This window comes from Variovorax sp. V15 (assembly GCF_041154425.1).
Taxonomy (GTDB): Bacteria; Pseudomonadota; Gammaproteobacteria; order Burkholderiales; family Burkholderiaceae_C; genus Variovorax; species Variovorax guangxiensis.
Window position 1 is genome coordinate 3,806,809 of the sequence record NZ_AP028659.1, and the last position, 22,346, is coordinate 3,829,154.

General features: G+C 61.8%; 22 protein-coding genes and 1 tRNA gene. 15 read left to right on the top strand and 8 right to left on the bottom strand.

The window, feature by feature from the left end:
* The first annotated feature begins 209 nt into the window (after positions 1 to 209).
* Positions 210 to 1,730 (top strand): Ppx/GppA phosphatase family protein, encoded by a 1,521-nt coding sequence (locus tag ACAM57_RS17995; RefSeq protein ID WP_126019030.1) that lies wholly within the window; start codon positions 210 to 212, stop codon positions 1,728 to 1,730.
* A 33-nt stretch (positions 1,731 to 1,763) separates the two neighbouring features.
* Here the strand turns inward: ACAM57_RS17995 and ACAM57_RS18000 are convergent, their stop codons facing one another.
* From ACAM57_RS18000 to ACAM57_RS18010, 3 genes are all read right to left on the bottom strand, one after another.
* The gene (locus ACAM57_RS18000; protein ID WP_171022539.1) at positions 1,764 to 2,225 is read right to left on the bottom strand and encodes a histidine phosphatase family protein; all 462 of its coding nucleotides are present in this window, start codon (positions 2,223 to 2,225) and stop codon (positions 1,764 to 1,766) included.
* Between the two features lie 19 nt (positions 2,226 to 2,244).
* Positions 2,245 to 4,383 (bottom strand): polyphosphate kinase 1, encoded by a 2,139-nt coding sequence (gene ppk1, locus ACAM57_RS18005; protein ID WP_369658362.1) that lies wholly within the window; start codon positions 4,381 to 4,383, stop codon positions 2,245 to 2,247.
* Between the two features lie 179 nt (positions 4,384 to 4,562).
* Positions 4,563 to 5,444, bottom strand: coding sequence for a GNAT family N-acetyltransferase (locus ACAM57_RS18010; RefSeq protein ID WP_126019026.1), 882 nt, complete (start codon positions 5,442 to 5,444; stop codon positions 4,563 to 4,565).
* A gap of 172 nt (positions 5,445 to 5,616) precedes the next feature.
* Here ACAM57_RS18010 and ACAM57_RS18015 point away from each other — a divergent pair, with 172 nt between their 5' ends.
* From ACAM57_RS18015 to ACAM57_RS18040, 6 genes are all read left to right on the top strand, one after another.
* Positions 5,617 to 7,299: an FAD-dependent oxidoreductase gene (locus tag ACAM57_RS18015; RefSeq protein WP_221297484.1), complete on the top strand. Its 1,683-nt coding sequence runs from the start codon at positions 5,617 to 5,619 to the stop codon at positions 7,297 to 7,299.
* Positions 7,300 to 7,358: 59 nt separating this feature from the next.
* The gene (locus tag ACAM57_RS18020; RefSeq protein ID WP_206169455.1) at positions 7,359 to 7,604 is read left to right on the top strand and encodes a UBP-type zinc finger domain-containing protein; all 246 of its coding nucleotides are present in this window, start codon (positions 7,359 to 7,361) and stop codon (positions 7,602 to 7,604) included.
* Positions 7,605 to 7,723: 119 nt separating this feature from the next.
* On the top strand, positions 7,724 to 8,428 hold the full coding sequence (locus tag ACAM57_RS18025) for a glutathione binding-like protein (protein ID WP_369658363.1): 705 nt from the start codon (positions 7,724 to 7,726) through the stop codon (positions 8,426 to 8,428).
* Positions 8,429 to 8,462: 34 nt separating this feature from the next.
* Positions 8,463 to 8,539: transfer RNA gene (locus tag ACAM57_RS18030), tRNA-Pro, on the top strand.
* Positions 8,540 to 8,873: 334 nt separating this feature from the next.
* Positions 8,874 to 10,040 (top strand): hypothetical protein, encoded by a 1,167-nt coding sequence (locus ACAM57_RS18035; protein ID WP_369658364.1) that lies wholly within the window; start codon positions 8,874 to 8,876, stop codon positions 10,038 to 10,040.
* A gap of 291 nt (positions 10,041 to 10,331) precedes the next feature.
* Positions 10,332 to 11,609 (top strand): glycine-rich domain-containing protein, encoded by a 1,278-nt coding sequence (locus tag ACAM57_RS18040; protein ID WP_369658365.1) that lies wholly within the window; start codon positions 10,332 to 10,334, stop codon positions 11,607 to 11,609.
* Positions 11,610 to 11,682: 73 nt separating this feature from the next.
* Here the strand turns inward: ACAM57_RS18040 and ACAM57_RS18045 are convergent, their stop codons facing one another.
* Both ACAM57_RS18045 and ACAM57_RS18050 read right to left on the bottom strand, forming a co-directional pair.
* Positions 11,683 to 12,570: a DUF72 domain-containing protein gene (locus ACAM57_RS18045; protein WP_369658366.1), complete on the bottom strand. Its 888-nt coding sequence runs from the start codon at positions 12,568 to 12,570 to the stop codon at positions 11,683 to 11,685.
* A 19-nt stretch (positions 12,571 to 12,589) separates the two neighbouring features.
* The gene (locus ACAM57_RS18050) at positions 12,590 to 12,790 is read right to left on the bottom strand and encodes a hypothetical protein (protein WP_369658367.1); all 201 of its coding nucleotides are present in this window, start codon (positions 12,788 to 12,790) and stop codon (positions 12,590 to 12,592) included.
* A gap of 30 nt (positions 12,791 to 12,820) precedes the next feature.
* Between ACAM57_RS18050 and ACAM57_RS18055 the strand changes: the two genes are divergently transcribed.
* The 6 genes from ACAM57_RS18055 to ACAM57_RS18080 all read left to right on the top strand — a co-directional run bounded on the left by ACAM57_RS18055 (position 12,821) and on the right by ACAM57_RS18080 (position 16,497).
* Complete coding sequence (locus tag ACAM57_RS18055; protein WP_369658368.1) at positions 12,821 to 13,234, top strand: hypothetical protein; 414 nt, start codon at positions 12,821 to 12,823, stop codon at positions 13,232 to 13,234.
* A 17-nt stretch (positions 13,235 to 13,251) separates the two neighbouring features.
* Positions 13,252 to 13,464 carry a hypothetical protein gene (locus tag ACAM57_RS18060; protein ID WP_369658369.1) on the top strand — a complete coding sequence of 71 codons (213 nt, stop codon included), beginning with the start codon at positions 13,252 to 13,254 and terminating at the stop codon, positions 13,462 to 13,464.
* 815 nt (positions 13,465 to 14,279) lie between these two features.
* On the top strand, positions 14,280 to 14,897 hold the full coding sequence (locus ACAM57_RS18065) for a Rha family transcriptional regulator (protein WP_369658370.1): 618 nt from the start codon (positions 14,280 to 14,282) through the stop codon (positions 14,895 to 14,897).
* 54 nt (positions 14,898 to 14,951) lie between these two features.
* Complete coding sequence (locus tag ACAM57_RS18070) at positions 14,952 to 15,353, top strand: GNAT family N-acetyltransferase (RefSeq protein WP_369658371.1); 402 nt, start codon at positions 14,952 to 14,954, stop codon at positions 15,351 to 15,353.
* Positions 15,354 to 15,655: 302 nt separating this feature from the next.
* A complete protein-coding gene (locus tag ACAM57_RS18075; RefSeq protein ID WP_369658372.1) occupies positions 15,656 to 16,135 on the top strand; it encodes a hypothetical protein in 480 nt (159 codons plus the stop codon).
* A gap of 2 nt (positions 16,136 to 16,137) precedes the next feature.
* Positions 16,138 to 16,497, top strand: a complete 360-nt coding sequence (locus tag ACAM57_RS18080; protein WP_369658373.1) for a hypothetical protein — start codon at positions 16,138 to 16,140, stop codon at positions 16,495 to 16,497.
* A gap of 62 nt (positions 16,498 to 16,559) precedes the next feature.
* On the opposite strand, the gene ACAM57_RS18085 is transcribed toward ACAM57_RS18080, so the two are convergent.
* The 3 genes from ACAM57_RS18085 to ACAM57_RS18095 form a co-directional block, all read right to left on the bottom strand.
* The gene (locus tag ACAM57_RS18085; RefSeq protein WP_369658374.1) at positions 16,560 to 17,330 is read right to left on the bottom strand and encodes a DNA adenine methylase; all 771 of its coding nucleotides are present in this window, start codon (positions 17,328 to 17,330) and stop codon (positions 16,560 to 16,562) included.
* A gap of 149 nt (positions 17,331 to 17,479) precedes the next feature.
* Positions 17,480 to 18,496 carry a phage portal protein gene (locus tag ACAM57_RS18090; RefSeq protein ID WP_369658375.1) on the bottom strand — a complete coding sequence of 339 codons (1,017 nt, stop codon included), beginning with the start codon at positions 18,494 to 18,496 and terminating at the stop codon, positions 17,480 to 17,482.
* On the bottom strand, positions 18,496 to 20,274 hold the full coding sequence (locus ACAM57_RS18095) for a terminase ATPase subunit family protein (protein WP_369658376.1): 1,779 nt from the start codon (positions 20,272 to 20,274) through the stop codon (positions 18,496 to 18,498). Before ACAM57_RS18095 ends, ACAM57_RS18090 begins: the two co-directional genes overlap by 1 nt.
* A 153-nt stretch (positions 20,275 to 20,427) precedes the next feature.
* Between ACAM57_RS18095 and ACAM57_RS18100 the strand changes: the two genes are divergently transcribed.
* Both ACAM57_RS18100 and ACAM57_RS18105 read left to right on the top strand, forming a co-directional pair.
* Complete coding sequence (locus tag ACAM57_RS18100) at positions 20,428 to 21,279, top strand: GPO family capsid scaffolding protein (RefSeq protein ID WP_369658377.1); 852 nt, start codon at positions 20,428 to 20,430, stop codon at positions 21,277 to 21,279.
* Between the two features lie 52 nt (positions 21,280 to 21,331).
* On the top strand, positions 21,332 to 22,345 hold the full coding sequence (locus ACAM57_RS18105; protein WP_369658378.1) for a phage major capsid protein, P2 family: 1,014 nt from the start codon (positions 21,332 to 21,334) through the stop codon (positions 22,343 to 22,345).
* Position 22,346: the final 1 nt, after the last annotated feature.

A 22,346-nucleotide genomic window follows, 5' to 3' on the forward strand; every position in this document is an offset into this window, starting at 1 on the left:
TCTAGAAAGCTTCTGTGACATCAATATGACACCCCTCTACCGAGGGAAAATGCCTTTGTTTCGCCGGTCTTGCATGTGACGCTGTCACATAACCGTCATGCGAGCCCCCTAGCCTTCCGGAACTCGCCATCGCGCGATCGGAAGGCGGCACGCCCTGTCACGGCGCTACGATCAAACACAAAGACACCGCCCCTCCTTTTCAGAATCACATGCAAAACGGCACCCGCCTCGCAGCAGTCGACCTGGGGTCGAACAGTTTCCGGCTCGAAATCGGACAGGTCGACCACGGCCAGATCCACCGCACCGAATATCTCAAGGAGACGGTGCGCCAGGGCAACGGCCTGGACAGTGCCCGTAATCTCACGACCGAAGCCATGCAGCGCGGCTGGGACGCCCTAGCCCGCTTCGGCGAGCGCCTGGCAGGCTTCAAGCGCTCGCAGGTCCGGGCAGTGGCCACGCAAACGCTGCGGGAGGCGCGCAACCGCGAAGAATTCCTGCTGCGCGCGCGCACCATTCTGGGGTTCGGCATCGACGTGATCCCTGGGCGGGAAGAAGCCCGCCTCATCTATCAGGGCGTGGCGCACATGCTGCCGCACAACGATGCATCCGACCGCGAGCGTCGGCTGGTGGTCGACATCGGGGGGCGCTCCACCGAAATGATCATCGGCCGCGCCCTGGAGGCCGACCGCATGGAGTCGTATCGCGTCGGCAGCGTCGCCTGGTCGATGAAGCACTTCGGCGAAGGTCTTTTCACTCAGGCCGCCTTCCGCGCCGCCGAAGTCGCGGCCAAGGCAGTGCTCGACGACGCGCTCGGCAGCTACACGCGTGACCAGTGGGACGTGGCCTATGGCGCCTCGGGCACCATCGGTGCGGTCGGCGATGTGCTGGCCGCGGCGGGCGGCGAGCCTGGCCTGGTCACCCGCGAGGGCCTCGACTGGCTGCTCGACCGCCTGCTCAAGGCCGGCAGCGCCGACAAGCTGCGCATCGATGGCATGCGCGAAGACCGCAAGGCCGTGATCGGCGGCGGCCTGAGCGTGCTGCGTGCCGTGTTCGATCTCCTGTCCATCGACGAAATGAAGGTCGCCCAGGGTGCGCTGCGCCACGGCGTGCTCTATGAGCTGCTTGAGCGCGACGAGAGCGTCGCCGACATGCGCACCACCACCGTCGCGCGGCTGGCCAGCCGGTTCGCGGTGGATCCGGAGCAGGCTCGCCGTGTCGGCGACACCGCCGCGGCCCTCTTCGTGCAGCTCTCGCCCGCCGCGCGCGGCGGCAGCACCACCAACCGGGCTGGCCGCGCGCTTCGCAAGCTCGGGTGGGCCGCACATCTGCACGAGATCGGCACGCTGGTGTCCCACAGCGATTACCACAAGCATGGCGCCTACATCCTCGACAACACCGACGCACCCGGCTTTGCGGTCAACGAACTGCATGCGCTGGGCCAGCTGGTGCTGGGCCAGCGAGGCAAGCTTCGCAAGCTCGAGGCGTCGCTGGACGATGAAACCTTCGTGATGCAGTTGCTGTCGCTGCGGCTCGCGGTGATCCTGTGCCACGCACGGCGCGATCCCGACCCGCAGGCGCTCCACCTGGCAGCACTGGGCGCACGAGCCTTCGCCATCGCCTGCGCTCCGGACTGGGCCGAGGCCTATCCGCAATCGGCGCACCTGCTGCGCGAGGAAGTGCTGGCCTGGCAGAAGACCAGCAACTGGCGGGTCGAGCTCAGCGGCTGCTGAGCACTCCCGACTGCCGGGCTTTCTCGCTCCCGATCAGAGCAATTCGGGCGATTGCACCGTCACCACGACGGTCTGCACGTCGCCGTCGCGCTCACGCGTACGAATCCACCACAGCGCGCCCTTGCGCACCGGGCAGCTGTCCTGCTTCAGCCCCAGCAGCAGCGAGATCGCCTGCCCGACCGATGGCTGGTGGCCGATCATCAGCACCACAGACTTGCCATTGGGCCAGCCGGCCGCGCCGAGCAGCGCCTCGGCGGTGGTGTCCGGAGCGAGTTCCGAGCGCAGCTTGTATTTGCGGCCCAGCGCCAGCGCGGTCTGTTCGCAACGCCGCGCCGGGCTGCAGATGATGCGCGTACCGTCGGGCAACTGGCGGTCCAGCCATGCCGCCATCCGCTTGGCCTGCTTTTCGCCGCGCGCGGTGAGCGAGCGCTGCATGTCGTCGCAACCCTCGGTCCAGTCCTCGGCTTCGGCATGACGCCAGAAGATCAAGTCCATGGTCATCGTCTTTCGATCTTCAGTTGCTGGATGCATCTCTGAGATGCCCTCGTGATGCGTAGCGGTTCATGAGCGCCGCCTGCGCGCCATGGGCTTCGACGACGGGCGACGAGCCTGCTTCGCCCGAATGCGTATCGTGGTCGACGCGCGTGTACGTGCCGTCGGCGCCCAGGTCCCAGGCGTCGCGGCCGTCGTGCAGATAGGCGACCAGGCATTCGTCGATCAGCCGCTGGCGCAGCCCGGGGTCCGTCACGGGCCATGCGAGCTCGACGCGCCGCATCATGTTGCGGTTCATCCAGTCGGCACTCGACAGGTACAGCGACTCGTCCTCCCCGTTGCGGAAGTAGAAGACCCGCGAATGCTCCAGGAAACGGCCGATCACCGAGCGCACCCGGATGTTGTCGGTGACGCCCGGCACCTGCGCCGGCAGCGTGCACGCTCCGCGCACGATCAGGTCGATCTTCACCCCCTTCTGGCCGGCGCGAACCAGCGAGGCGATGATTTCGTCGTCGGTCAGCGCATTCATCTTGGCGACGATGCGGGTCGGCTGGCCAGCTGCGGCGGCCAGGCCCAGCGCATCGATCTGGGCGATGACGTTCTTGTGCAGGTCGAATGGCGCCAGCCACATGCGGTTGAGCTTCGGCAAGCGGCTCTGGCTCGCCAGATGCACGAAGACGGCTTCCATGTCGGCCGTCAGCAGCGGATCGGCCGTGAGGTGGCTGATGTCGGTGTAGAGCCTGGCCGTGCGCGGGTTGTAGTTGCCCGTCGAAAGATGGCCGTAGCGGCGCATCTGCTTGCCCTCGCGCCGCGTCACCAGCAGCATCTTGGCGTGGGTCTTGAGTCCGACCACGCCATACACCACCTGCGCACCGATCGACTCGAGCATCTCGGCCCAGTTGATGTTGGCCTCCTCGTCGAAGCGGGCCTTAAGCTCCACGACCACCGTGACTTCCTTGCCGCGACGAACGGCCTCACGCAGCAGGTCCATCATTTCCGAATCGGCGCCCGTGCGGTAGATGGTCTGCTTGATCGCCAGCACCTGCGGGTCTTGCACGGCCTCGCGCAGGAAGGCCAGCACCCCGTCGAAGCTCTCGAAGGGTTGATGGATCAGGACGTCGCCTCGCTGCAACTGCTCGAAGAACGACTGGCCGGACGACAAGGTGACGGGGTACGAGGCGCGATACGGCGGAAACCGCAGTTGCGGTTCGTCGAGGAGGTCAGCCAGCTGCGTGAGCCGGGCCAGGTTCACAGGGCCGTGTACCCGGTACAGCGCCTCTGGCGGCAGATTGAACTGCGCCAGAAGGAAGCTCGCGAGCGATTCGGCACAGCTTGCCGAAACTTCGAGGCGAACGGCCTGCCCGTAGTGCCGGTGCTGCAGCCCCTGGCGCAGCGCGGTACGCAGGTTCTTGACGTCTTCCTCGTCCACGGCAAGGTCGGAATGCCGCGTGACACGGAACTGCGAGAAGTCGCCCACCTCGCGCCCCGGGAACATGCCGCTCAGATGTGCACGCACCACGCTGGAAAGCGCCACGAAAAGCGTCTTGCCCTCCGACACCTTGGCCGGCATCCTGATCAGCCGCGGCAGCACGCGAGGCAGCTTGACGATCTGGATCGGGTTTTCACGCCCGAAAGCATCCTTGCCACCCAGCCTGACGATGAAGTTGAGCGACTTGTTCGCCACCTGCGGGAACGGGTGGGCCGGATCGAGGCCGACCGGAATCAGCAGAGGGCGCACCTCGCGCTCGAAATACTCGCTGACCCATTTGCGCTGCGCCGGATTGCGCTCACCGTGGGAAATGATGCGGATGCCGTGCGTCGCGAAGGTCGGCATCAACTCGTCGTTGTAAAGCGCGTACTGGCGCGCCACCAGCTTGTGGGCCGCTTCGGCCAGACGCTGGAACGACTCGACCGTGTAAGTGCCCTTGTGGTCGCCGGCGCTGCCTGCAATCAGGTGAGGCGCGGCGCGGACTTCGAAGAACTCGTCGAGATTCGACGACACGATGCACAGATATCGCAGCCGCTCGATCAGCGGCACTTCCTTGCGATGCGCCCAGTCGAGCACGCGCTCGTTGAACGAAAGAATGCTGTGGTCGCGGTCCAGCAACGTGAACGCGGGCGCCGCAACGTCAGGGGACGGGTTTGCGGGAGCGGGAGACATGGACACTGATTCTGAGGCAGGCGACACAGGAGGGAACACAGGCTGAAATATGACAGTGTCAGCCTCTCTTGTGACAGTTCCATGACTATTCCGTGACGCGTCGAGGCCGGCGGTTTGCTGGCCGAGGGCACCGGGAGGAGAAGCGAGCGGCCCGGTTCCGGGCCGGTCGGCCGCCGGCTTCATGCGCCCAGGAAGTGCTTGCGGTAACGCGCCGGCAGGTCGTCGATGCGCATCAGCATCGGCAGGTCGGCCGCGTTGAAATCGGGATCCCAGGCCGGCGCGCCGAGGACCTTCGCGCCCAGGCGCAGGTAGCCCTTGATGAGCGCCGGGGGCTCAACGTCGAGCGTGCTGTCGAGGCGTTCGACCGGCAGCGGCAGACGGGGCTGCACCTGATATTGGATCGGCGCCATGTGCTTGGCCGAAACCTGGCGCCAGATGCTGGCAGCGGCGTCACCGTTCGTGACACCGTTATGTGACATCGGGATGCTCGCACAGCCGATCATCGTGTCGAGCTTGTTGCGGTGCATGAAGCCGGCCAGGGCACCCCAGAGCGCGAGGATCACGCCGCCCTGGCGATGGTCGGGGTGCACGCAGCTGCGGCCCAGTTCCACCATGCGCTCGCGCAGGTCGCGCAAGCGGGTGAGGTCGAATTCAGTATCGCTGTAGGTGCTGCCGACCCGGCGGGCCTGGGCGGGCGTGAGCACGCGGTAGGTGCCGATGACTTGCTGGGTCAGTTCGTCGCGCACCAGAAGGTGTTCGCAGAAGTCATCGAACAGGTCGATGTCGTGACCGGCGACCGGAGAGGAAACCCGGGCGCCCATTTCACCGACGAACACGTCGTAGCGCAGGCGCTGGGCAGCACGCACGTCGTCGACATGGCGGGCCCAGCCAACGGTGATACCTTGTTTGGATTCGACGGCCTGCGGCAGGATGACTGCGGGGGCCTGAGGCACCGACGTACGGGCCGCAGCGGCAGGAGCACCAGCCGCGGGAGCGGGCCACAAGGCCGCGCGAAGCCCGATCTGCGAAAGCGGAAACGTCGGGTTGGGCAGTTCTTTCATGGGGAAACCCTTTCTGCCGAGGGAGTCTCCGCACCTGCGATGAAGCGGGCATGTCAGGAAAATTGCAGGCGCGTGACGCTGTTACAGCCCAACGCTGCCTGCAGAACGGCTGCAACCCACAGGGCCAGCTTCGTCGTCTAATGCGATGGATTCGCGAAACGGAGTTCCACACATGGCCACAACCGCCGCCAACGGCACCGACAGCAGCCGCCTCCATCAGACCTTCCCCGTCCTCAGTGACACGGAGATTGCGCGCATCGCGCGCTTCGGCACCGTGCAACAGTTCGCCCGCGGCGCCAGGCTGTTCACCGCGGGCGAAACAGGCCCCGGCATGTTCGTGCTGCTGAAAGGCGTCGTGGCTGTCACGCAACGCGACGGGCTCGGTCATGTGGTGCCGATCGTGCGGCAAGGACCGGGAGAGTTCCTGGCCGAAGTCGGCCAGTTGAGCGGCCGCCCTGCCCTCGTCGACGGCCACGCCGACGAGGATGTGGAGGCGCTGCTGGTGTCGCCCGCACAATTGCGCGCGCTGCTGGTCGCCGAAGCCGACCTTGGCGAGCGCATCACCCGCGCACTGATCCTCCGGCGCGTGGCGCTGATCGAATCGGGCGCCAGCGGCCCGGTCCTGATCGGCCAGCCGCAGTCGCCCGACATGGCCCGGCTCGAGAACTTCCTGCGCCGCAACGGCTATCCATATCACCTGGTCGACGCTGCCCAGGACCCCGACGCCGCCGCCCTGCTCGCCCAGTACGGAACCTGCAAGCTGCTGGCGGTATGCCCGGACGGCTCGGTGCTGGTCAACCCGAGCGACGATGCGCTGGCGCGCTGCCTCGGCATGGTCGATACGGCGGAGCGCAACGAGCTGTACGACGTGGCCGTCGTCGGCGCCGGGCCTGCCGGGCTGGCGACCGCGGTATACGCGGCTTCCGAAGGCCTACGCGTGATCGTGCTCGACTGCCGGGCATTCGGCGGCCAGGCCGGTGCCAGTGCGCGCATCGAGAACTACCTCGGCTTTCCCACCGGTATCTCGGGGCAGGCGCTGGCGGGCCGAGCGTTCGTCCAGGCACAGAAATTCGGCGTCGAGATGCTGATTCCGGCCAAGGTCGCGTCGCTGGATTGCTCGCGAGAAAACGCGCTCGAGAGCCTGGCAGTCACGCTGGCGGACGGCCGCACGATCCATGCGCGCACGGTGGTCATCGCCAGCGGCGCGCGCTACCGCCGGCCCGACGTTCCGCGGCTTGCAGAATTCGAGGGCCGCGGCGTCTGGTACTGGGCCTCTGCCATCGAAGCAAAGATCTGCGCGCAGCAAGAAGTGGCGCTGGTCGGCGGCGGCAACTCGGCCGGACAGGCCGCGGTGTTCCTGTCGCGCCATGCGGCCAAGGTGAACGTGCTGGTGCGCGGGCCGTCGCTCGCCGCCAGCATGTCGCGCTACCTGATCGACCGCATCGAGGCCACGCCCAATATCTCGCTGCAGCCGCACACCGAGCTCGTTCGCCTTCATGGCGGCTCCGACGAAGGCCTCACCGGCGCGACATGGCGCTGCCATACCTCCGGCAACGAACACGACTGCGCTGCGCGCAACATCTTCCTCTTCGTCGGCGCGGAGCCGGAAACCTCATGGCTCGAAGGCTGCGGTGTGGCGGTCGACAAGCATGGCTTCGTGCTCACCGGCGATGCCGCCAGCCGCGGCTTTCCGGCCCGGCCGTCCGCGGCGCTCGAATCGAGCGTGCCGGGTGTGTTCGCCGTGGGCGACGTGCGCTCGGGCTCGGTCAAGCGCGTGGGCGGCGCCATCGGCGAAGGCGCGGCCGCAGTAGCGCTGATTCACCAGCACCTGTCGCAGGCCTCGGCAGTGGCCTGAACAGCGCATCAGCTCAAACCAGAAGGAGTCCGAAGTTGCCAATCAAACCTTGTGACCACGTGCCCGCCGAGATCGCACAGCCCCACGCCCAGCAACAGCGCGGCTGCGAAGACTGCCTGAAGACCGGGGACACCTGGGTTCACTTGCGCTTGTGCGTGCATTGCGGGCACATCGGCTGCTGCGATTCGTCGAAGAACCGTCATGCGACGCGGCACTCGCACGCCGAAGGTCACCCCGTCATCCGGTCGCTCGAGCCCGGTGAAAGCTGGATGTGGTGCAACGTGCACGAGAAGCAAGTCGGTTGATATTTCCCCGAATTTCACCAACCAGACTGCGAATTCCCGCGCCGGCACGCGTTTGAATTCGCACGTATATGCTGCCGGGCTCGCATCAAACACATCCCATCACCGGAGTGCCAGACAACATGCCCGCATCGCCCATCGAGGTCTATTCATGGCCAACGCCGAACGGCCACAAGATTCACATCATGCTGGAGGAGTGCGGGCTGCCCTACCACGCGCACCCCGTGAACATCGGCAAGGGTGACCAGTTCGCGCCCGACTTCCTGCAGATCAGCCCCAACAACAAGATCCCGGCCATCACCGACCCCGATGGTCCGGACGGCAAGCCGATTTCGCTCTTCGAATCGGGCGCCATCCTCGTGTACCTCGCGGGCAAGACCGGCAAGTTCCTGCCCACCGGCGACCGCGAGCGCTACGACGTGCTGCAGTGGCTGATGTTCCAGATGGGTGGCGTCGGCCCCATGCTCGGCCAGGCGCACCACTTCCGCCTGTACGCGCCCGAGAAGATCGCCTACGCCATCGACCGCTACAGCAACGAAGCCAAGCGCCTCTACGGCGTGATCGACAAGCAGCTGTCGAAGAACAGGTTCATCGCGGGCAAGAGCTATTCGATCGCCGACATCGCCATCTTCCCGTGGCTGCGCAGCTGGGAAAATCAGGGAATCACCCTTACCGATTTCCCCCATCTGAAGGACTGGTTCGACGGCATTTCCGCCCGCCCGGCCGTGCAGCGCGGCGTGAAAGTGCTTGCCGATCTGCGCCAGCCGATCACCGGCGACAAGGAGCGAGAGATTCTTTTCGGCAAGACCCAGTACGAGAAACGCTGAGGCCCTTTTATCCGGGCTAGAATAGAAGGCTTGTCGGGGTGTAGCGCAGCCTGGTAGCGCATCTGGTTTGGGACCAGAGGGTCGAAGGTTCGAATCCTTTCGCCCCGACCAAAAACTTGAACGGTGACAGTGACTTATGCCACTGTCACCGTTTTGCATTGCGCAGCTGGTGTCTAACGTACCTGATTCCGTCTAACGGAGCTGCCGTATTGTGTCCGGAACCCGACTTGCATCGGCGCTCTACCGGGCCGCACTCGACACATGAGTCAATCGCGAGCGACTGCTTTCGGCATGGCCCTCGCCGCCTTTCTGACGGTTCATATGCGGCCGATGCCTCGCCCTCACTTGGCAGGGCAGGCTTGGGCCCTTGAGTATGCTTCTTCTCATAGGAAATGCTGCCTACTCTCCCCTAGAGTGAGCGAACTGCACAATATGGAGGTGTTCATTGGAAGACATCGAGATCTATGAGCTGGCGAGTCAGATCATCGGCGTCATCACTCGGGATCTGAACGAAAGTACGTACGCCAAACTTGGCGGAGAGCTGACGGTTACTTGGCACGAGAAAGAAAAATTCGGAGCCTTCGCGTCCATCCTGAATGGAGCAGGCGAACCGCCGAAGCATTGCATCACAATTCACTATGAATTGGTGCGCCAAGTATGGCGTGATGCGGAGGAGCTTTGCATTTTCTTGCGCAGCATTCCCAATGATTCCGGCGTCGACAAGCTCTATGATTTTTACGGCGACCGGACAAAGCTCCCGAAGTGCTTCAACGACGAGGAACTCGTCAAGAACATATTCATCGCGACTATCACGTGGGTGTATTTCCACGAGGTCGGGCACCTCATGCAGGAGCACGGTGTTATCCGTGCCGAGTTTGCGAGGGGTCGTGGCGATGCCGCGCAGACGACAGACGTCCACGATTTTGAAGCTTCGCACAATGAGCGCCTCGTTGGTCGAGAGGCGCTAGTCTCCCATGTGACGGAACTGGCTGCCGATTTTGAGGCCATGCACTTCTACGTTTTCGAACTACTACGACATGTCACAGACCCAGATTTCGTCGATGACGAGAAGCGAACCGAAGTTTTATCCGGCTTGATATACCTGATGGTGTGCGGCCTCTCTTTGCTTTTCTTCCGCTTCAATGGAAGTCAGCCGATTCTGCCGACAGCGGTCATCGAAGGCTCCCATCCAAATCCATTGGTTCGGCTGGAAATCAATGTGCCTCAGATCTTCGAGAGCTTAGACATGATAGGGAAATTTTTAGATCACGGACTTGATCGAAAACAACTCGTCATGCTTTGCGCAAAGGCTGCTTTTTCAGCCACATTGTATTGGTCGATGACTAAAACCGAGAAACGGAAATTCGATAATCGTTTCATGCTCAAAGGCCTCTTGACCAATCCAGTTGTACTTCAGTATCTTCAGCCGGTTGTAGTGTGTTGGGACGAAATGTTGCCCAGAGTCAAGGAGCTTCGCCGCTTTGGCTCCCCCCTAGGTTTGATGACTTTTTCAGACTCATTCAGAACGCGAATTGCCAGCGTAATCACTTGGGGAAATGGTCCAGAAGGCGAGACCAACGCATCCTCTCCATCCGACTCGACGGCCAAATAGTTTTATATCATTTCCCGATTTTCATCGGAACGCATGAAGACTGTGCAGCAAGAGATGCTATTCGCTTGGGCACGATTCCAAACGTCGGGTTTTAGAGGGAAGACTCGACGTTGTGACCGGCGTCCATGAGCCCAAAAGCTACCTTTTGATTCAGCACACCGCTGACGATGGCGTCCAAAGTCCAGCGGTACTTCCCCACTGCTCACATCGACAAGATTACTGCCGACGCCGCGCGGGTAGCTTCACTACGCTCAGCGGTTAAAGTCGCTAGATACTCCGAGGAAGACCTGTATGGTGAATCGCGTAGATGAAACTTGGCATCGCTTGCGGGAGTGGACCCACGGCTCGGCGCTATCGGAAAGGCTCGCCGCTCAAGTTCTCCATCACGAAGGATTTAAAAGCATCGATCCAAGCCACCCACTTGGAGGAAAGGACGGCGGCCAGGATGCTCGTTGCATATACGCGAATGAGCCATGGAGCATGGCTGTCTATTTTCCCCGCGGCGAAAAAGATTACCAAGAAATCAAAGTCAAATTCTTGTCGGATGCGGCAAAGGTAAAAAAGAACGATGCCGTGGGCATGGCGTTCGTTACGAACCAAGAACTGAGGCTGCGCGAGCGTAAAGAGTTAGAAAGTCTGGCGAGCCCGCTGAAGGTTGAGTTGTTTCATCTCGAGCGTGTCGCGACCATTCTTGACCGCCCGGAAATGGAATCCGTCAGACGACAGTTCTTATTGATCGAAGCTGATGTGGAATCGACTATCAACAATCTCGGTGGAACAGGCGGGAACGCGCCAGGAGCCGGAGGAGGAGGAGGCGGCGCTATTGGTGATGCGCGCGGTGGTGGTGGCGGCAAAGGCGGGGATATATATAACTTCAACGGCATGCCCGGAAAATTTCCCGGCGCGGGAGGTGGCGGCGCGGGAGCCTTTGGGCCAGGGTCTCAAGGTGGCGAAGGGGGACAAGGTGGTGAATATGTTACGGGCATCCTTAAACTCACTCCCGGGACGAGCATTCCCATAGTGATAGGTGAAGGTGGCAAAGCGAGCTTGGATGGCGGCGACGGTAGCGACGGTGGTGACACATCTTTCGGCGATATTGTTGCCAAAGGTGGAAAAGGGGGGAAAGCCGGATTCAACGTGATTGTCAGCAGAGAAGCATCTGAGGTCGATCGGGACGCAGGATTGCATGTCAGTACTTTGATGCTCGCTGATTGTGTTCATTCCCGAGACGGACTTGCCTATATTCTGGGGGCGGGAGTTGAACACGTTTCCTTCGCAAAATTGCCAGGGCGGTTCGCGCTTATTTTGTTTGGCGTGCTGTCCGTTGGCGATGCCGCAGTGGGTATTGAATATGAATTTACTGCATCACTTCAGTCGCCGAGTGGCGATACAGCATGGTCGCATCCATTCAAAGTTTTCAGTGGACCGCCCCGGCGAATTGCCAGGCCATGTTTCGCTCGAATAGTCGATTGCGAGGTCAATCAACCTGGGGTATGGGCGATTTTCATCCACTCTGCAGGTTATTGCTTTGGACGGCTGCCCCTTGAGGTTCTGGCGCCATCAAGCTAACCAATTAAGCCGATCCTCGGAGTCTATTTGCGGCTTCGAACGTCCAGTGGGGCGACCCGTCTATGGCGCCCGCTTAACTTAGAAGCATCTGCATAAAGTCTTGGGCATTGCGAACGCCCTTGTCCTCGTCGCAATTATTGAAGATCGCATGCGCGCTCTTCACCTTAGAGGCTAGGCGCACCATTTCTGCAGCGAGACTCTGTAGTTCATCGTCGGAGTACTCGTAGTTGAATCGATCAGCGGCCGTAGCCACGTCGGCGTTGTAGGTCTCGGCATTCCGGCCGCTCAGCCGCAGGAGCACGTAGTCCGGATGCGTGGCCTCCCAGACCGCCGGCACGCTGTTGTCGGCCCCCTGCGGGCCGTCAACGATGGTGTGCACTGCGCCGATGTCACGCAGCCAGGCTAGCGTGCTAACTGTTCGCTCTGCCCCATCCCACCAGCTCTTGTGCCGAAACTCGATGCTCAGGGTGTCGCGCCCCAGCCGCTCGGCGCATTGTTCGATGTGCGCCGTGACTCGAGGCGATGGCGTAACCGTTGGCGGAAACTGGAAGTGGATCATCCCCAGTTTGCCGGCGGCGCGCAGCGGCTCGAGCGCCAGAACGAACGCCCCCCACAACGCCTCTTTCACCTCCTCTGCCGAATCGCGATACAGCAGGCGCTTCCGGCCAGGCAGCATTTCCTTCACCGCTCGCGGCAGCACCTGCACGTCCGTCTGGTGTCCCGTGAAGAACCGAAAGGCCTTCACGTTGAAGACGAAGTGTTCGGGGGTACGCGCCGCCCAGTTCTGAACCATGGTCTGTGAGGGGATCGCGTAGTAGCTGCTGTCCACCTCCACCACCGGAAAAATCGACGCGTAGTAGCGCAGCCGCCCTTCTGCGCTGCTCACCCCAGGTGGATAGAAGCGCTTGCAATCGATGAGGGTCTTCTCGGCCCACGAGGCTGTTCCGACCAAGGTTGCCATGGATTGCCCTTTCCGCCGCTCATGCGGTCCTGCTTGGCGGTATTACCGGCTCAAGATAGAGCGCTGCGGCCGCCTGCGGCGACAGAGCCCTCAGATGCGGCTCGCGAGCCAGGTCGGCGGCTAGCTCCTCGAGCTGGTCAGGGTCGACCGTGCGCCAGTGCCGCTTCAGCTGCTGCGCGCAGTAGTAGATCCAACTATCAGTCGGGATCTCGTCGTCCATGGCGCAATAGTACTGTATATTTAAACAGTGTTGTGCGACGTTTACATCCTCTACGAGTCAGGCCAGCCGCTGCCCGAAGAAGTCGTGCGCGCGCGACCGGTGCGCGGCTGGCTTTGCTACGGAGACGCCGGCCGAAACTACCCTCATGAGGAGGCACACCTCTATCGCAGCCGCAGCGATGCTGCCGAGGTGGCCCCCTTTGTGGACTACGCGCGCGTGAAGAAGATCAAGCGCGGCGGACTGCGCATAGAAGGCTTGCAGCAGCATGGCTACAACGACCATTGGAAACAGGTCTGGTGGTGCCTTCCTGCTCAGGAACATCTGTCGCACAAGCCTGAACGGAACGACGAGCGCTACGAGGCCATCCGAACTGCAGTCGCGAAGGTTGATGCCACGGGCCCCGCCTGCGCCCTCGACAAGCCATGGCTCAAGGGGCCAACATGAATGGCGACAATCCCTCGATGAGCCAGATCGATTTCTTCTCCGAACGCACCACCCTCTACACGCCAGCCTGGTACAGCGACAAGACTCGTGAAGAACGCGAGCTACCGCTGAGCCCGGCCGATTACAAGGTCTCACCCGGCGATGTAGACGACCGCTGGACCGTCACCTCACTCGAGGACGGCACTATGGTTTACAGCGGTATCGGGCCAGTTGAGATCCGCCGCACTTGACCCTGCCTGTCAGCATCAGAGACGACGACAGCCCGCGCCAGCGGGCTTTTTTTCGCCCAAGCGTTGCCTACCAGATCCTGATGGTCGCGCTGCCGCTGTTTGCCCTCTCAAAATTCCGGGGAGGGCTCGGGAGAAACCTAACATCCCTAATCGACTATCACGAAACGACCGCAAAGCCTTTATCCATGCGGGTTTCGGCCGTTCCAGACAACCTAATTTTTTCCTAACCTCAACCTAACCAGATTAGGGTTTCGATTCCTGATTCTTGGGAAAATGAAATCCCATATAAATCAACAACTTACAAAAAAATTAGGTTTTAGGTTAGGCCGAATTAGGGTGAGGCCTAACCAGGGCATCGCTAGGCGCCATGCGGGTTTCCGGCCGATTCGGCACCCTCGATTAGGAAATCAGGTTTTCCCCGAACCCAAACCGGATTTGGTCCCCTGCGAAGCCATCCAGGCGCCCTCCCCCCACAAGCCAAACACAGGCCTCAAAGTTCGTCAGAACTCGCCACTGCCACGGGGGTGCTCGAACGGCCACCGCGCGGCGCGCCGCCGGTCCGCGCGCCGGTCCGACTGCCCCGACGAAACGGACCCATCTAGCGAGCAGGCGTGGCGGGGTCAAGACCGCGCGCCGGGGGCTGAGCCGCCCAGCGGCGGGGGGCGCCGCCCCCTTGACGTCAAGCGAGCCACTCCGGGCCGTGGCGGGGCCGTGGGCGGCATGAAACGATGGGTGTAAGGGGTAAGCGGCCCCGCGCGGCGGACGCGCCCAAAGGGCTCTGGTAGAGCGCGGTGGGAATCGAGAGAATGGCGCGGATGAACTCACCCGAGACGACCGCTCTCACTCTCCGCATCACGGATGGTCAGGCCACAGCGACCAGCCTCCAGATCGCCGAGCACTTCGGCAAGCGGCATGGTGACGTGGTCCGCGCCATCCGGAAAATTGAAGCGCCGGAAGAGTTCACTGAACGCAATTTTGCGTTCAGTGAATTTGTCGACAGCACGGGGCGGCGACACCCGATGTACCTCGTCAGCCGAGACGGCTTCTCCATCCTGGCCATGGGCTTCACCGGATGCCACGCAATGAAGTTCAAGCTAGCTTATATCGCCGCCTTCAATGCCATGGAGGCCAAGTTGCGCAGCCTGTACGTGGCGCCGCTGGTCGGCGAGCAGGAGTTTCGCAACGGCATTTCCATCAAGTCCAAGCTGATCCTGCGCGACCAGAGCCATCGGACGATGCAGCAGCTGCGCCGCGAGACTGATCCCGCCGTTCGCCGGAACCTGTATTGGCAACTGCGGCAGGTCAATGAAACACTGGGCATCCCGACTGAATCCATGGAGGCTTTGGTCGGCAGCGCCCTCCTCAGACTAGGGGCAGATCCCGACACGGCTGACCAATTGAAGCTCGTGATGTCCTTTGGAACAAGCGCGTGATGATCGCGCTACGACCACTCCTTCGGCACTCCCCCCAAAATCCTCTTCAAGAAAATGCAATTTAACGAATCCCCCACTATCGAACAGTTACGCGAACTCCAAAAATTGCTCTCCGAAAACCTGGAAAAGAACGGCATTCAAAATATATATGGCGAAGACGACCCGTTCTACCTGTTGGCCGAAGATGCCGGCGTTAGTCTCGGCATAGCAACAATCAATTTAGGTAGCGAAGAAGCGGAACTCTACAAGCTATACGTACCACCCACTCACGCAAGAAAGGGGGTTGGCACAGCTTTAGTTAAAAAAGCAATTGAAATTCTTCAAAAAAACCAAATCAAAGAGCTGCATATTGAAATAGCTGGCGAAAGCCATGATTTTTGGAACAGGATCGTCGAAAATCGCGAAATCAGGATTTATGCGCCAAACAAGTTCGGCATCCTCCTCGATGAGCACTGAGTGATTCGAGCTCATTCGTCGCTGAGTCAAGACTCCGCGTCGCGAGCAGGACCATACAACTCTAGGCGGCAGCACTGTGGCCCATGGCTAAAAGGTGCTCGCGTAGCCCCGTCACGAGCGGCCACCTGCCTTAGTGAGCCGCCGCTGGAGCAAAGGCCATCCGCCAGTCGGCGTCGCTTCGACACAACACCACGCCATGGCACTCTCGTACATTTCACAACATATTGCAGAATCGACATGACCATCAAGGCGGCATTCGCTTCATACAGCGAGCTGCACACAATGAGACAGGCCAGTCTTCTATGGACACTTTTGGAGCGATTGAGTTTGCAGTCAGTTTGATCGGCTTCGGTGTCACGATCTGGCAGTTGGTGAAGACAAAGTCAGCAGCCAATTCCGCGCGAGAGGCAGCGGACAATGCGGTTCAAGCCATACGAACCCTGCAAACGGCAACGACCCTGCAAGACATGGCAGGACGGACACGTAACCTGCTTGAACTGCTTCGGGCCAAGAAACTTTCTGGTGCGGCAGCAGCGGCGTTCGAGCTTCGTGACGCAGTCTCCCGCCTCCCAGATCCCACCCAATTGCCAGGTGCAGCCCAAGCCATAGCTTGGACCGACGTTTCCTTGGAGGTTGACGCCCTTCATGAGCGACTTGAATCAATGTCAGCTGTAAACCGTTGGGCAGCAGAAGAGCGCGAAGCTCTTATTCTTCGCACCGCCCGTCTTCACACAAAGCTCGCCGCAGGCTCTGTACAGGTTGCGGCAGCCAAGGAGAACTGAAAATGTCAATTCCCAGTGACTATTACGAACTGCTCAGAGATTTGAGCGAACGAACCGACAAAGGGGAAGTTAACTGGAAGTTCGAACGCCTCATTATTGAATTGGCACTCGACGAAGAGCGCATTGCAATCTGGGCCGGCACCGATGAGCGAACTGAGGAAGGTTTCGTTTCTTTCGCTTTAAAAGATAAGCATGGCGAAACACTTGACACGTGGTACCTGGATGCTGGCGACAAGGACTATGACTTCATGAATCGCCTCTATTTGGCTGCAAAAAGACGTGCCCTTGGTATTCCAAATCGACTTACCCGGATTAGGGAAAGTATGGCGAAGCGCGGCATCATTGGTGATGACGAACGGTAGGAGCTGCTCCTCTTTTTACCTGCACTGCGATCAACGCGGCGGTCTTTCGACCGCCGCCTCGTTCAAAAATTGGTGACGAGCAGCTCGCGAGTTGTGGAGCGGTTTTCAGCAAGCCCGACTGAGTAGGTGATCGATAGTGAACGCTGCGTAAGGCCGGCAAAGGCCTGCCGCATCTCGGGAATGTCGTTCACGCTGACGACAGCCTTACCTTTCATTGTCTTCAGCAGCACAGCCATACGGCCATACTGCTCGAGCGCGAACGGCACGCCATAGCCTTCGGTTCCCCAGTAGGGAGGGTCGAGATAAAACAAGGTATGGCTGCGGTCGTAGCGCTCGACGCACGCAGCCCATTCGAGCCGTTCGACGGTGACCTGATGCAGTCGCAGATGAACCGCGCTCAGATCCTCCTCCATCCGCAGCAGGTTCATGCGGCCAGGTGAAGAGGTCGCGGTGCCAAACGTCCGGTTCTCAACTCTACTGCCGAACGAGTGCTTCTGCAGGTAGAAGAACCGCGCCGCCCGCTGAATGTCGGTGAGCGTGGCCGGCGGCGTCTCGTTGAGCCAGCCGAAGATCTCGCGGCTCGTGAGCGCCCACCGGAACTGCCGCACGAACTCGTCGAGGTGATGTTGCACCACGCGGTAGAGGTTCACGAGGTCGCTGTTGACATCGTTCAATACCTCGACTTTCGCCGGCTCCTTCAGGAAGAACAGGGCCGCCGCGCCCGCGAAGGGCTCGACGTAGCAGGTGTGCTCAGGAAACAGGGGAAGGATGTGCTTCGCGAGGCGGCGCTTGCCGCCGATCCACGGCACGAGAGGTTTCGCTGAAATTTCCATTGTGCAAGCCTTTGACACTAAAAATTGCTGATAGGCTCGACCCACTCTGTACAGGGTGGCGGGCCTCGCCGGCTTGCAGGCTCGATCTGCATTTCGGGGCTTGAACAGGTGCTCCAACACCTGAACAGGTCGCCCGTCTTTTTTGTGATTCAGGGCGCGGCCGTCGCCTCGCCCGTTGGCACCTCGTAGTCGGTGAACCGTACGACCTCGTCGCCGATCCACTCGTTGATCTCCTTGAACCGGTCCTGCAGCGGCTTGATCTCGTTGCGCGCGAAGACCTGGGCGGCTGGCACCACGGCGCCGAAGCCGCCCGTGTTGCTGGGCACGATGCCCAGCAGCTGCGGCGGGATGCGATGCGCGGCCAGCACGTCATCGCGGCTCACGTTCTTGATGTTGAAGAAGTCGTCCTTCGCGGCCACCTCGCTGACCGGGATGAGCTGCACGCCATCCTTCTTGCCGTTGGGCGAGTAGAGGAACAGGTTGCGGAAGTTGCCCGGGCCCTTGCTGCTCTTCAGGGCCTCGCGGATCGCGTCGACGTCGCCCTGCTGCTGCTGCGCGTCGCTGATGTAGAGGATGAAACCCGCGTGGCTGCCGTTGTTGTAGTAACGCCGGCGGAACAGCGTCGCGCTCTCGTTCAGCCAGGCCGACTGCAGCGCGCTCAGATATTCGGGCAGGCCGTACACCTCCTGATTGATGTCCGCCTCGCGCATGTGGAAGATGCTGCCGCCCTTGAACTCGTGCTCCTCCTTCCAGCCGCGCACGAAGAAATAGCTTTCGAGATCCACACCGCGCCGCACGTACTTCGCGAGCGCATGCTTCAGGCCCACCGGCCGCCGCGTGAGCGAATCGCGCCGCTCGACGTAGGCATTGCCGAAGGTCAGGTAGTCCAGCGCATAGGCGCTGAAGGTCGTGCGGTCCATCAGCTTGTGCGGCACGAAGGTGCTCAGCAGGATGTTGCGCTTGAAGAAGATGGAACTGCTGTGGTGCGTGCTCGCGTGGAACGACCTGGCCAGGCCCTCCCAGCTCACCGGCGGCTCATACCACCGCCCGTTCATCCAGCACTCGATGTAGTCAAGGATCTCGCGCCGATCCATCACCGGTGTCGGGTCGCCGAAGGTGAACGCTTCCATGCGGGCAGGGTTGTCGGCAAGCGCTGTCTGTTCCATTACGAAATCTCCATGAAGCCGCTGTTCGCGGCGGTGATGCCTTCGAGCGGCTCGTTGTCGAGGGCGTGCATGCAGGCCCACGCGAGGTCGGCGTGCCCGGTGTCTTCGGTGCGCCCTGCCTCGAAAGTGACGTTCCGGCCGCTGGCCGTGAGCGTCTTGCGGATGGCGAGGAAGGCGTGCGCGAGATCGACCCAGCCGGCATCGAACTCGAGCCGGCCTTTGCTGATCACGCTCTTCGCCTTCAGCACGAGGCGCGTCTTCACCTCGAGCGAGTAGTTGATGGCCTTGGCAGCCGGGAAGAACTTGCTCACAAGCTGGTAGACGCCCTGGCCGAGGCCCGTGGTGTCGATGCCGATGAACGCCACGTTGTAGCGTTCGGTGATCTTGCGGATGGCCTCGGCCTGCGCCTCGAAGTCGAGGCCTCGGAACTGATGCTTCTCCAGCACGCGGAACTTTCCACCGGGGCGCTCCGGCGGCGCCAGCACTACACAGCCGGCGGTGTCGCCGGTGTGCGAGGGGTCGTAGCCCACCCAAACCGGCCGGTAGCCGTAGGGCCTCGGCGCCAGCGGCTTGTAGACGTCGGCCCAGTCCACCCACGAGTCGACCATGCAGGCCTGCAGCTCCGACATCGGGAACACCGACTGCGTGTCGTCGATGAACTCGCACATCAGCAGGTTGGCGAACTCCTGCGGGTTGTACTCGAGGCGCAGCTCATCGATGTCGAAGAGATCGCAGCCGGCCGCCTCGGCGTCGATGATGTTGACGACGTTGCGCCACACCTTGTCCTCGCCCGTAAATCCACCGGCGAGGCGGTCGTGCGAGAGGTCAATGGCAACGCGCTGATCCTTCGGCCGGTTCTTGTTGAAGTGCGCGCCGCTCCAGCGCGCGTAGGCCTCATGCTGGATCGAGCTGGGTGAGCTGAAGTAGGTTTTGCGCCAGCGCTTGTGCATCGCCATCGCGGATGCAACCTTGTTGAGCTCTTCGAACCGGTGCGTCCAGAAGAACTCGTCGAAATAGAAGTTGCCGTGGTAACCCTGGGCGGTGCGCGCGTTGGTGCCGAGAAAGTAGATGTGCGCGCCGTTCGGCAGGATCATCGGATCGCCGGTCAGCGTGACGCCGCAGGCCTCCTGCGCGAACTGCACGATGTACTGGCGGAAGATGTACGCCTGCGCCTTGCTGGCCGACAGAAAGATCTGGTTACGCCCGGTCTTCAGCGCGTCGACGAGGGCTTCACGCGCGAAGTACCAGGTCGCGCCGATCTGCCGGCTCTTGAGCACCATGCGCGTGCGCTCGTGCCCGTTGCGGAACCACACCTTCTGATGGCCGAAAAGGGAGTCCTGAAACGCCTCGTACAGCTCGTCGGCCTGCTCATCGGTGAAGTGGTTGCGCTGCGGCTTCTTCTTCGGCCCGGCATTGCGCTTCTCGATCTCGGGGTTGAGATCGGCTTCCTTGCCGGTCTTCTCGTACTTGGTGATGCGCGCGACGCGCTCGAGCTGCCGGCCGAGGAGGTCGATCTCCTTGAAGTCGCCGCCGGTCTTCGCCTCCTTGCCGATCAGCTGCACCATGCGGGCTTCGAGCGCACCCTCCACACGTTGAATCGGTTGCGCCTTGTCCCATTGCTCGGCATCCTTCCACCCGTGCACTGTCGTGCGCGGAATTCCAAGGTGTTCCGCGATAGAAGAAATGCGCCAGCCCTGCCAGTAGAGATGCCGGGCCGCGCGCCGCTGCTCCACCACGGGCGTTTCTGGCGCTTCGACGACATCGCTGCATGAATCCATGGCGGTGAGGCTATGGGCGCTCGCGCCTCTTCGCGACGCCTCTAAGCCGGGTTTCGGTTGTAGACCGCGCATACACAACCGAATTGCGTTGAGCCTCGCGCGTGGTCCGCAGACCATCAGCGCCATCACTCGTCAACCTACCCGCACACCACCATGGCCCAGAAGTCCAAGTTCTTTCGCGTCGCCGTCGAAGGCGCCACCACCGACGGTCGCACCATCGAGCGCACCTGGCTGCAGCAGATGGCCGCCAACTTCGACCCCGCGAAGTACGGCGCGCGCATCTGGCTCGAGCACATTCGCGGCACCCTGCCCGACAGCCCCTTCAAGGCCTACGGCGACGTGACCGCGCTGAAGGCCGAGGAGGTCACCCTCGACGGCCAGAAGAAGCTGGGGCTGTTCGCGCAGTTGGACCCGACGCCCGATCTGGTCAAGCTGGCGAAGGAGCGCCAGAAGATCTACACCAGCATGGAGGTGAACCCGAAGTTCGGCGACACCGGGCAGGCCTATCTGGTCGGCCTGGGCATCACCGACAGCCCCGCCAGCCTGGGCACCGACATCCTGAGCTTTGCCGCCAAGAACCCCGACAGCAACCCCTTCAAGGGGAAGAAGCAGGCGCCCGACAACCTCTTCTCCGAGGCCGTCGAGGTCACCCTCGAATTCGAGGATGACGAAGAAGACGACAAGGGCGTGCTCGCAAAGGTCAAGGGCTGGCGCGATTCGTTCTCGAAGAAGTTCGCCTCCCAGTCGAAGCGCAACGACGCCACGGCCAACGAGCTGATGGGGGCGCTCGACGATCTCGGCGAGACGCTGCAGGCATCGGTCGAGCAAGGCAGCACGACCTCCAAGGATCTCGCCGCCCTGCGGAAGAAGTTCAACGCGCTCGAGGCCGAGCACAACGACCTGAAGTCGAAGTTCGAAACCATCGACACGACAGATGCCGGCAAGCACTCGCAGCGCCCGCCGGCCACCGGCGGCAAGCCGAACCAGCAGGAAACCGACTGCTGATCCGCCCTCCCCTCAACACGCCCCAGCCCTTTCGTATCACCCGGAGCCATTCATGCAAAAAGATACCCGCCTTGCCTTCAACCAGTGGCTGAGCCGACTCAGCGCGCTCAGCGGCGTGCCCAGCGCCAACGAGGTGTTCGCCGTCGCCCCGAGCGTGCAGCAGACGCTGGAGACGAAGATGCAGGAGTCGAGCGAGTTCCTGAGTTCGATCAACATCATCGGCGTGAAGGAACTCAAGGGCGAGAAGCTCGGCCTTGGCGTCAGCGGTCCCATCGCGAGTCGCACCAACACGGATGTGGCGGACCGCTCGCCCCGCTCGGTCGAGACGCTCGACAACCAAGGCTACGAGTGCGCCCAGACGAACTACGACACGTACATCAAGTACGCCACGCTCGATGCATGGGCCAAGTTCCCCGACTTCCAGACCCGCGTGCGCGACGTGATCATCAAGCGCCAAGCGCTGGACCGCGTGCTGATCGGCTTCAACGGCGAGAGCATCGCCGTCACGACGGACCTCGCAGCGAACCCCAAGCTGCAGGACGTAAACATCGGCTGGCTCAAGCACATCAAGACGGACGCCCCGTCGCGCGTGATGGATCACGGCGCCGTCGCTGGCAAGGTCACGGTCGGCGCCGGCGCTGGCGCCGACTACAAGAACCTCGACGCGCTCGTGTTCGACGCCACGAAGACGCTGCTCGATCCTTGGTATCGCGACGACGGCGGCCTGGTCGCCATCGTGGGCCGTGACCTGATGCACGACAAGCTGTTCCCTCTGGTCAACGACCCGACCGCACCCACCGAGATCCTCGCCGCCGACATCGTGCGCAGCCAGCGGCGTCTGGGCAGCCTGCCGGGCATCACGGTGCCCTACTTCCCGGCGAACAAGGTTCTCATCACGCGCCTGGACAACCTGTCGATCTACTGGCAGGAGTCGGCACGCCGCCGCAACGTGATGGACAACCCGAAGCGCAACCGCATCGAGAACTACGAGTCCAGCAACGATGCCTTCGTGATCGAGGACTACGGCCTGACGGCACTGGTGGAGAACATCGAGGTTCAGGACTGAC

Bases quoted from the DNA above. Each gene is read 5' to 3' on its own strand.
- ACAM57_RS18085 (WP_369658374.1), bottom strand. From the start codon at position 17,330: ATGGAAATTTCAGCGAAACCTCTCGTGCCGTGGATCGGCGGCAAGCGC.
- ACAM57_RS18040 (WP_369658365.1), top strand. From the start codon at position 10,332: ATGGTGAATCGCGTAGATGAAACTTGGCATCGCTTGCGGGAGTGGACC.
- ACAM57_RS18080 (WP_369658373.1), top strand. From the start codon at position 16,138: ATGTCAATTCCCAGTGACTATTACGAACTGCTCAGAGATTTGAGCGAA.
- ACAM57_RS18010 (WP_126019026.1), bottom strand. From the start codon at position 5,444: ATGAAAGAACTGCCCAACCCGACGTTTCCGCTTTCGCAGATCGGGCTT.
- ACAM57_RS18075 (WP_369658372.1), top strand. From the start codon at position 15,656: ATGGACACTTTTGGAGCGATTGAGTTTGCAGTCAGTTTGATCGGCTTC.
- ACAM57_RS18070 (WP_369658371.1), top strand. From the start codon at position 14,952: ATGCAATTTAACGAATCCCCCACTATCGAACAGTTACGCGAACTCCAA.
- ACAM57_RS18050 (WP_369658367.1), bottom strand. From the start codon at position 12,790: ATGGACGACGAGATCCCGACTGATAGTTGGATCTACTACTGCGCGCAG.
- ppk1 (WP_369658362.1), bottom strand. From the start codon at position 4,383: ATGTCTCCCGCTCCCGCAAACCCGTCCCCTGACGTTGCGGCGCCCGCG.
- ACAM57_RS18000 (WP_171022539.1), bottom strand. From the start codon at position 2,225: ATGGACTTGATCTTCTGGCGTCATGCCGAAGCCGAGGACTGGACCGAG.
- ACAM57_RS18095 (WP_369658376.1), bottom strand. From the start codon at position 20,274: ATGGATTCATGCAGCGATGTCGTCGAAGCGCCAGAAACGCCCGTGGTG.
- ACAM57_RS18100 (WP_369658377.1), top strand. From the start codon at position 20,428: ATGGCCCAGAAGTCCAAGTTCTTTCGCGTCGCCGTCGAAGGCGCCACC.
- ACAM57_RS18090 (WP_369658375.1), bottom strand. From the start codon at position 18,496: ATGGAACAGACAGCGCTTGCCGACAACCCTGCCCGCATGGAAGCGTTC.
- ACAM57_RS18060 (WP_369658369.1), top strand. From the start codon at position 13,252: ATGAGCCAGATCGATTTCTTCTCCGAACGCACCACCCTCTACACGCCA.
- ACAM57_RS18065 (WP_369658370.1), top strand. From the start codon at position 14,280: ATGAACTCACCCGAGACGACCGCTCTCACTCTCCGCATCACGGATGGT.
- ACAM57_RS18045 (WP_369658366.1), bottom strand. From the start codon at position 12,570: ATGGCAACCTTGGTCGGAACAGCCTCGTGGGCCGAGAAGACCCTCATC.
- ACAM57_RS17995 (WP_126019030.1), top strand. From the start codon at position 210: ATGCAAAACGGCACCCGCCTCGCAGCAGTCGACCTGGGGTCGAACAGT.
- ACAM57_RS18025 (WP_369658363.1), top strand. From the start codon at position 7,724: ATGCCCGCATCGCCCATCGAGGTCTATTCATGGCCAACGCCGAACGGC.
- ACAM57_RS18105 (WP_369658378.1), top strand. From the start codon at position 21,332: ATGCAAAAAGATACCCGCCTTGCCTTCAACCAGTGGCTGAGCCGACTC.
- ACAM57_RS18015 (WP_221297484.1), top strand. From the start codon at position 5,617: ATGGCCACAACCGCCGCCAACGGCACCGACAGCAGCCGCCTCCATCAG.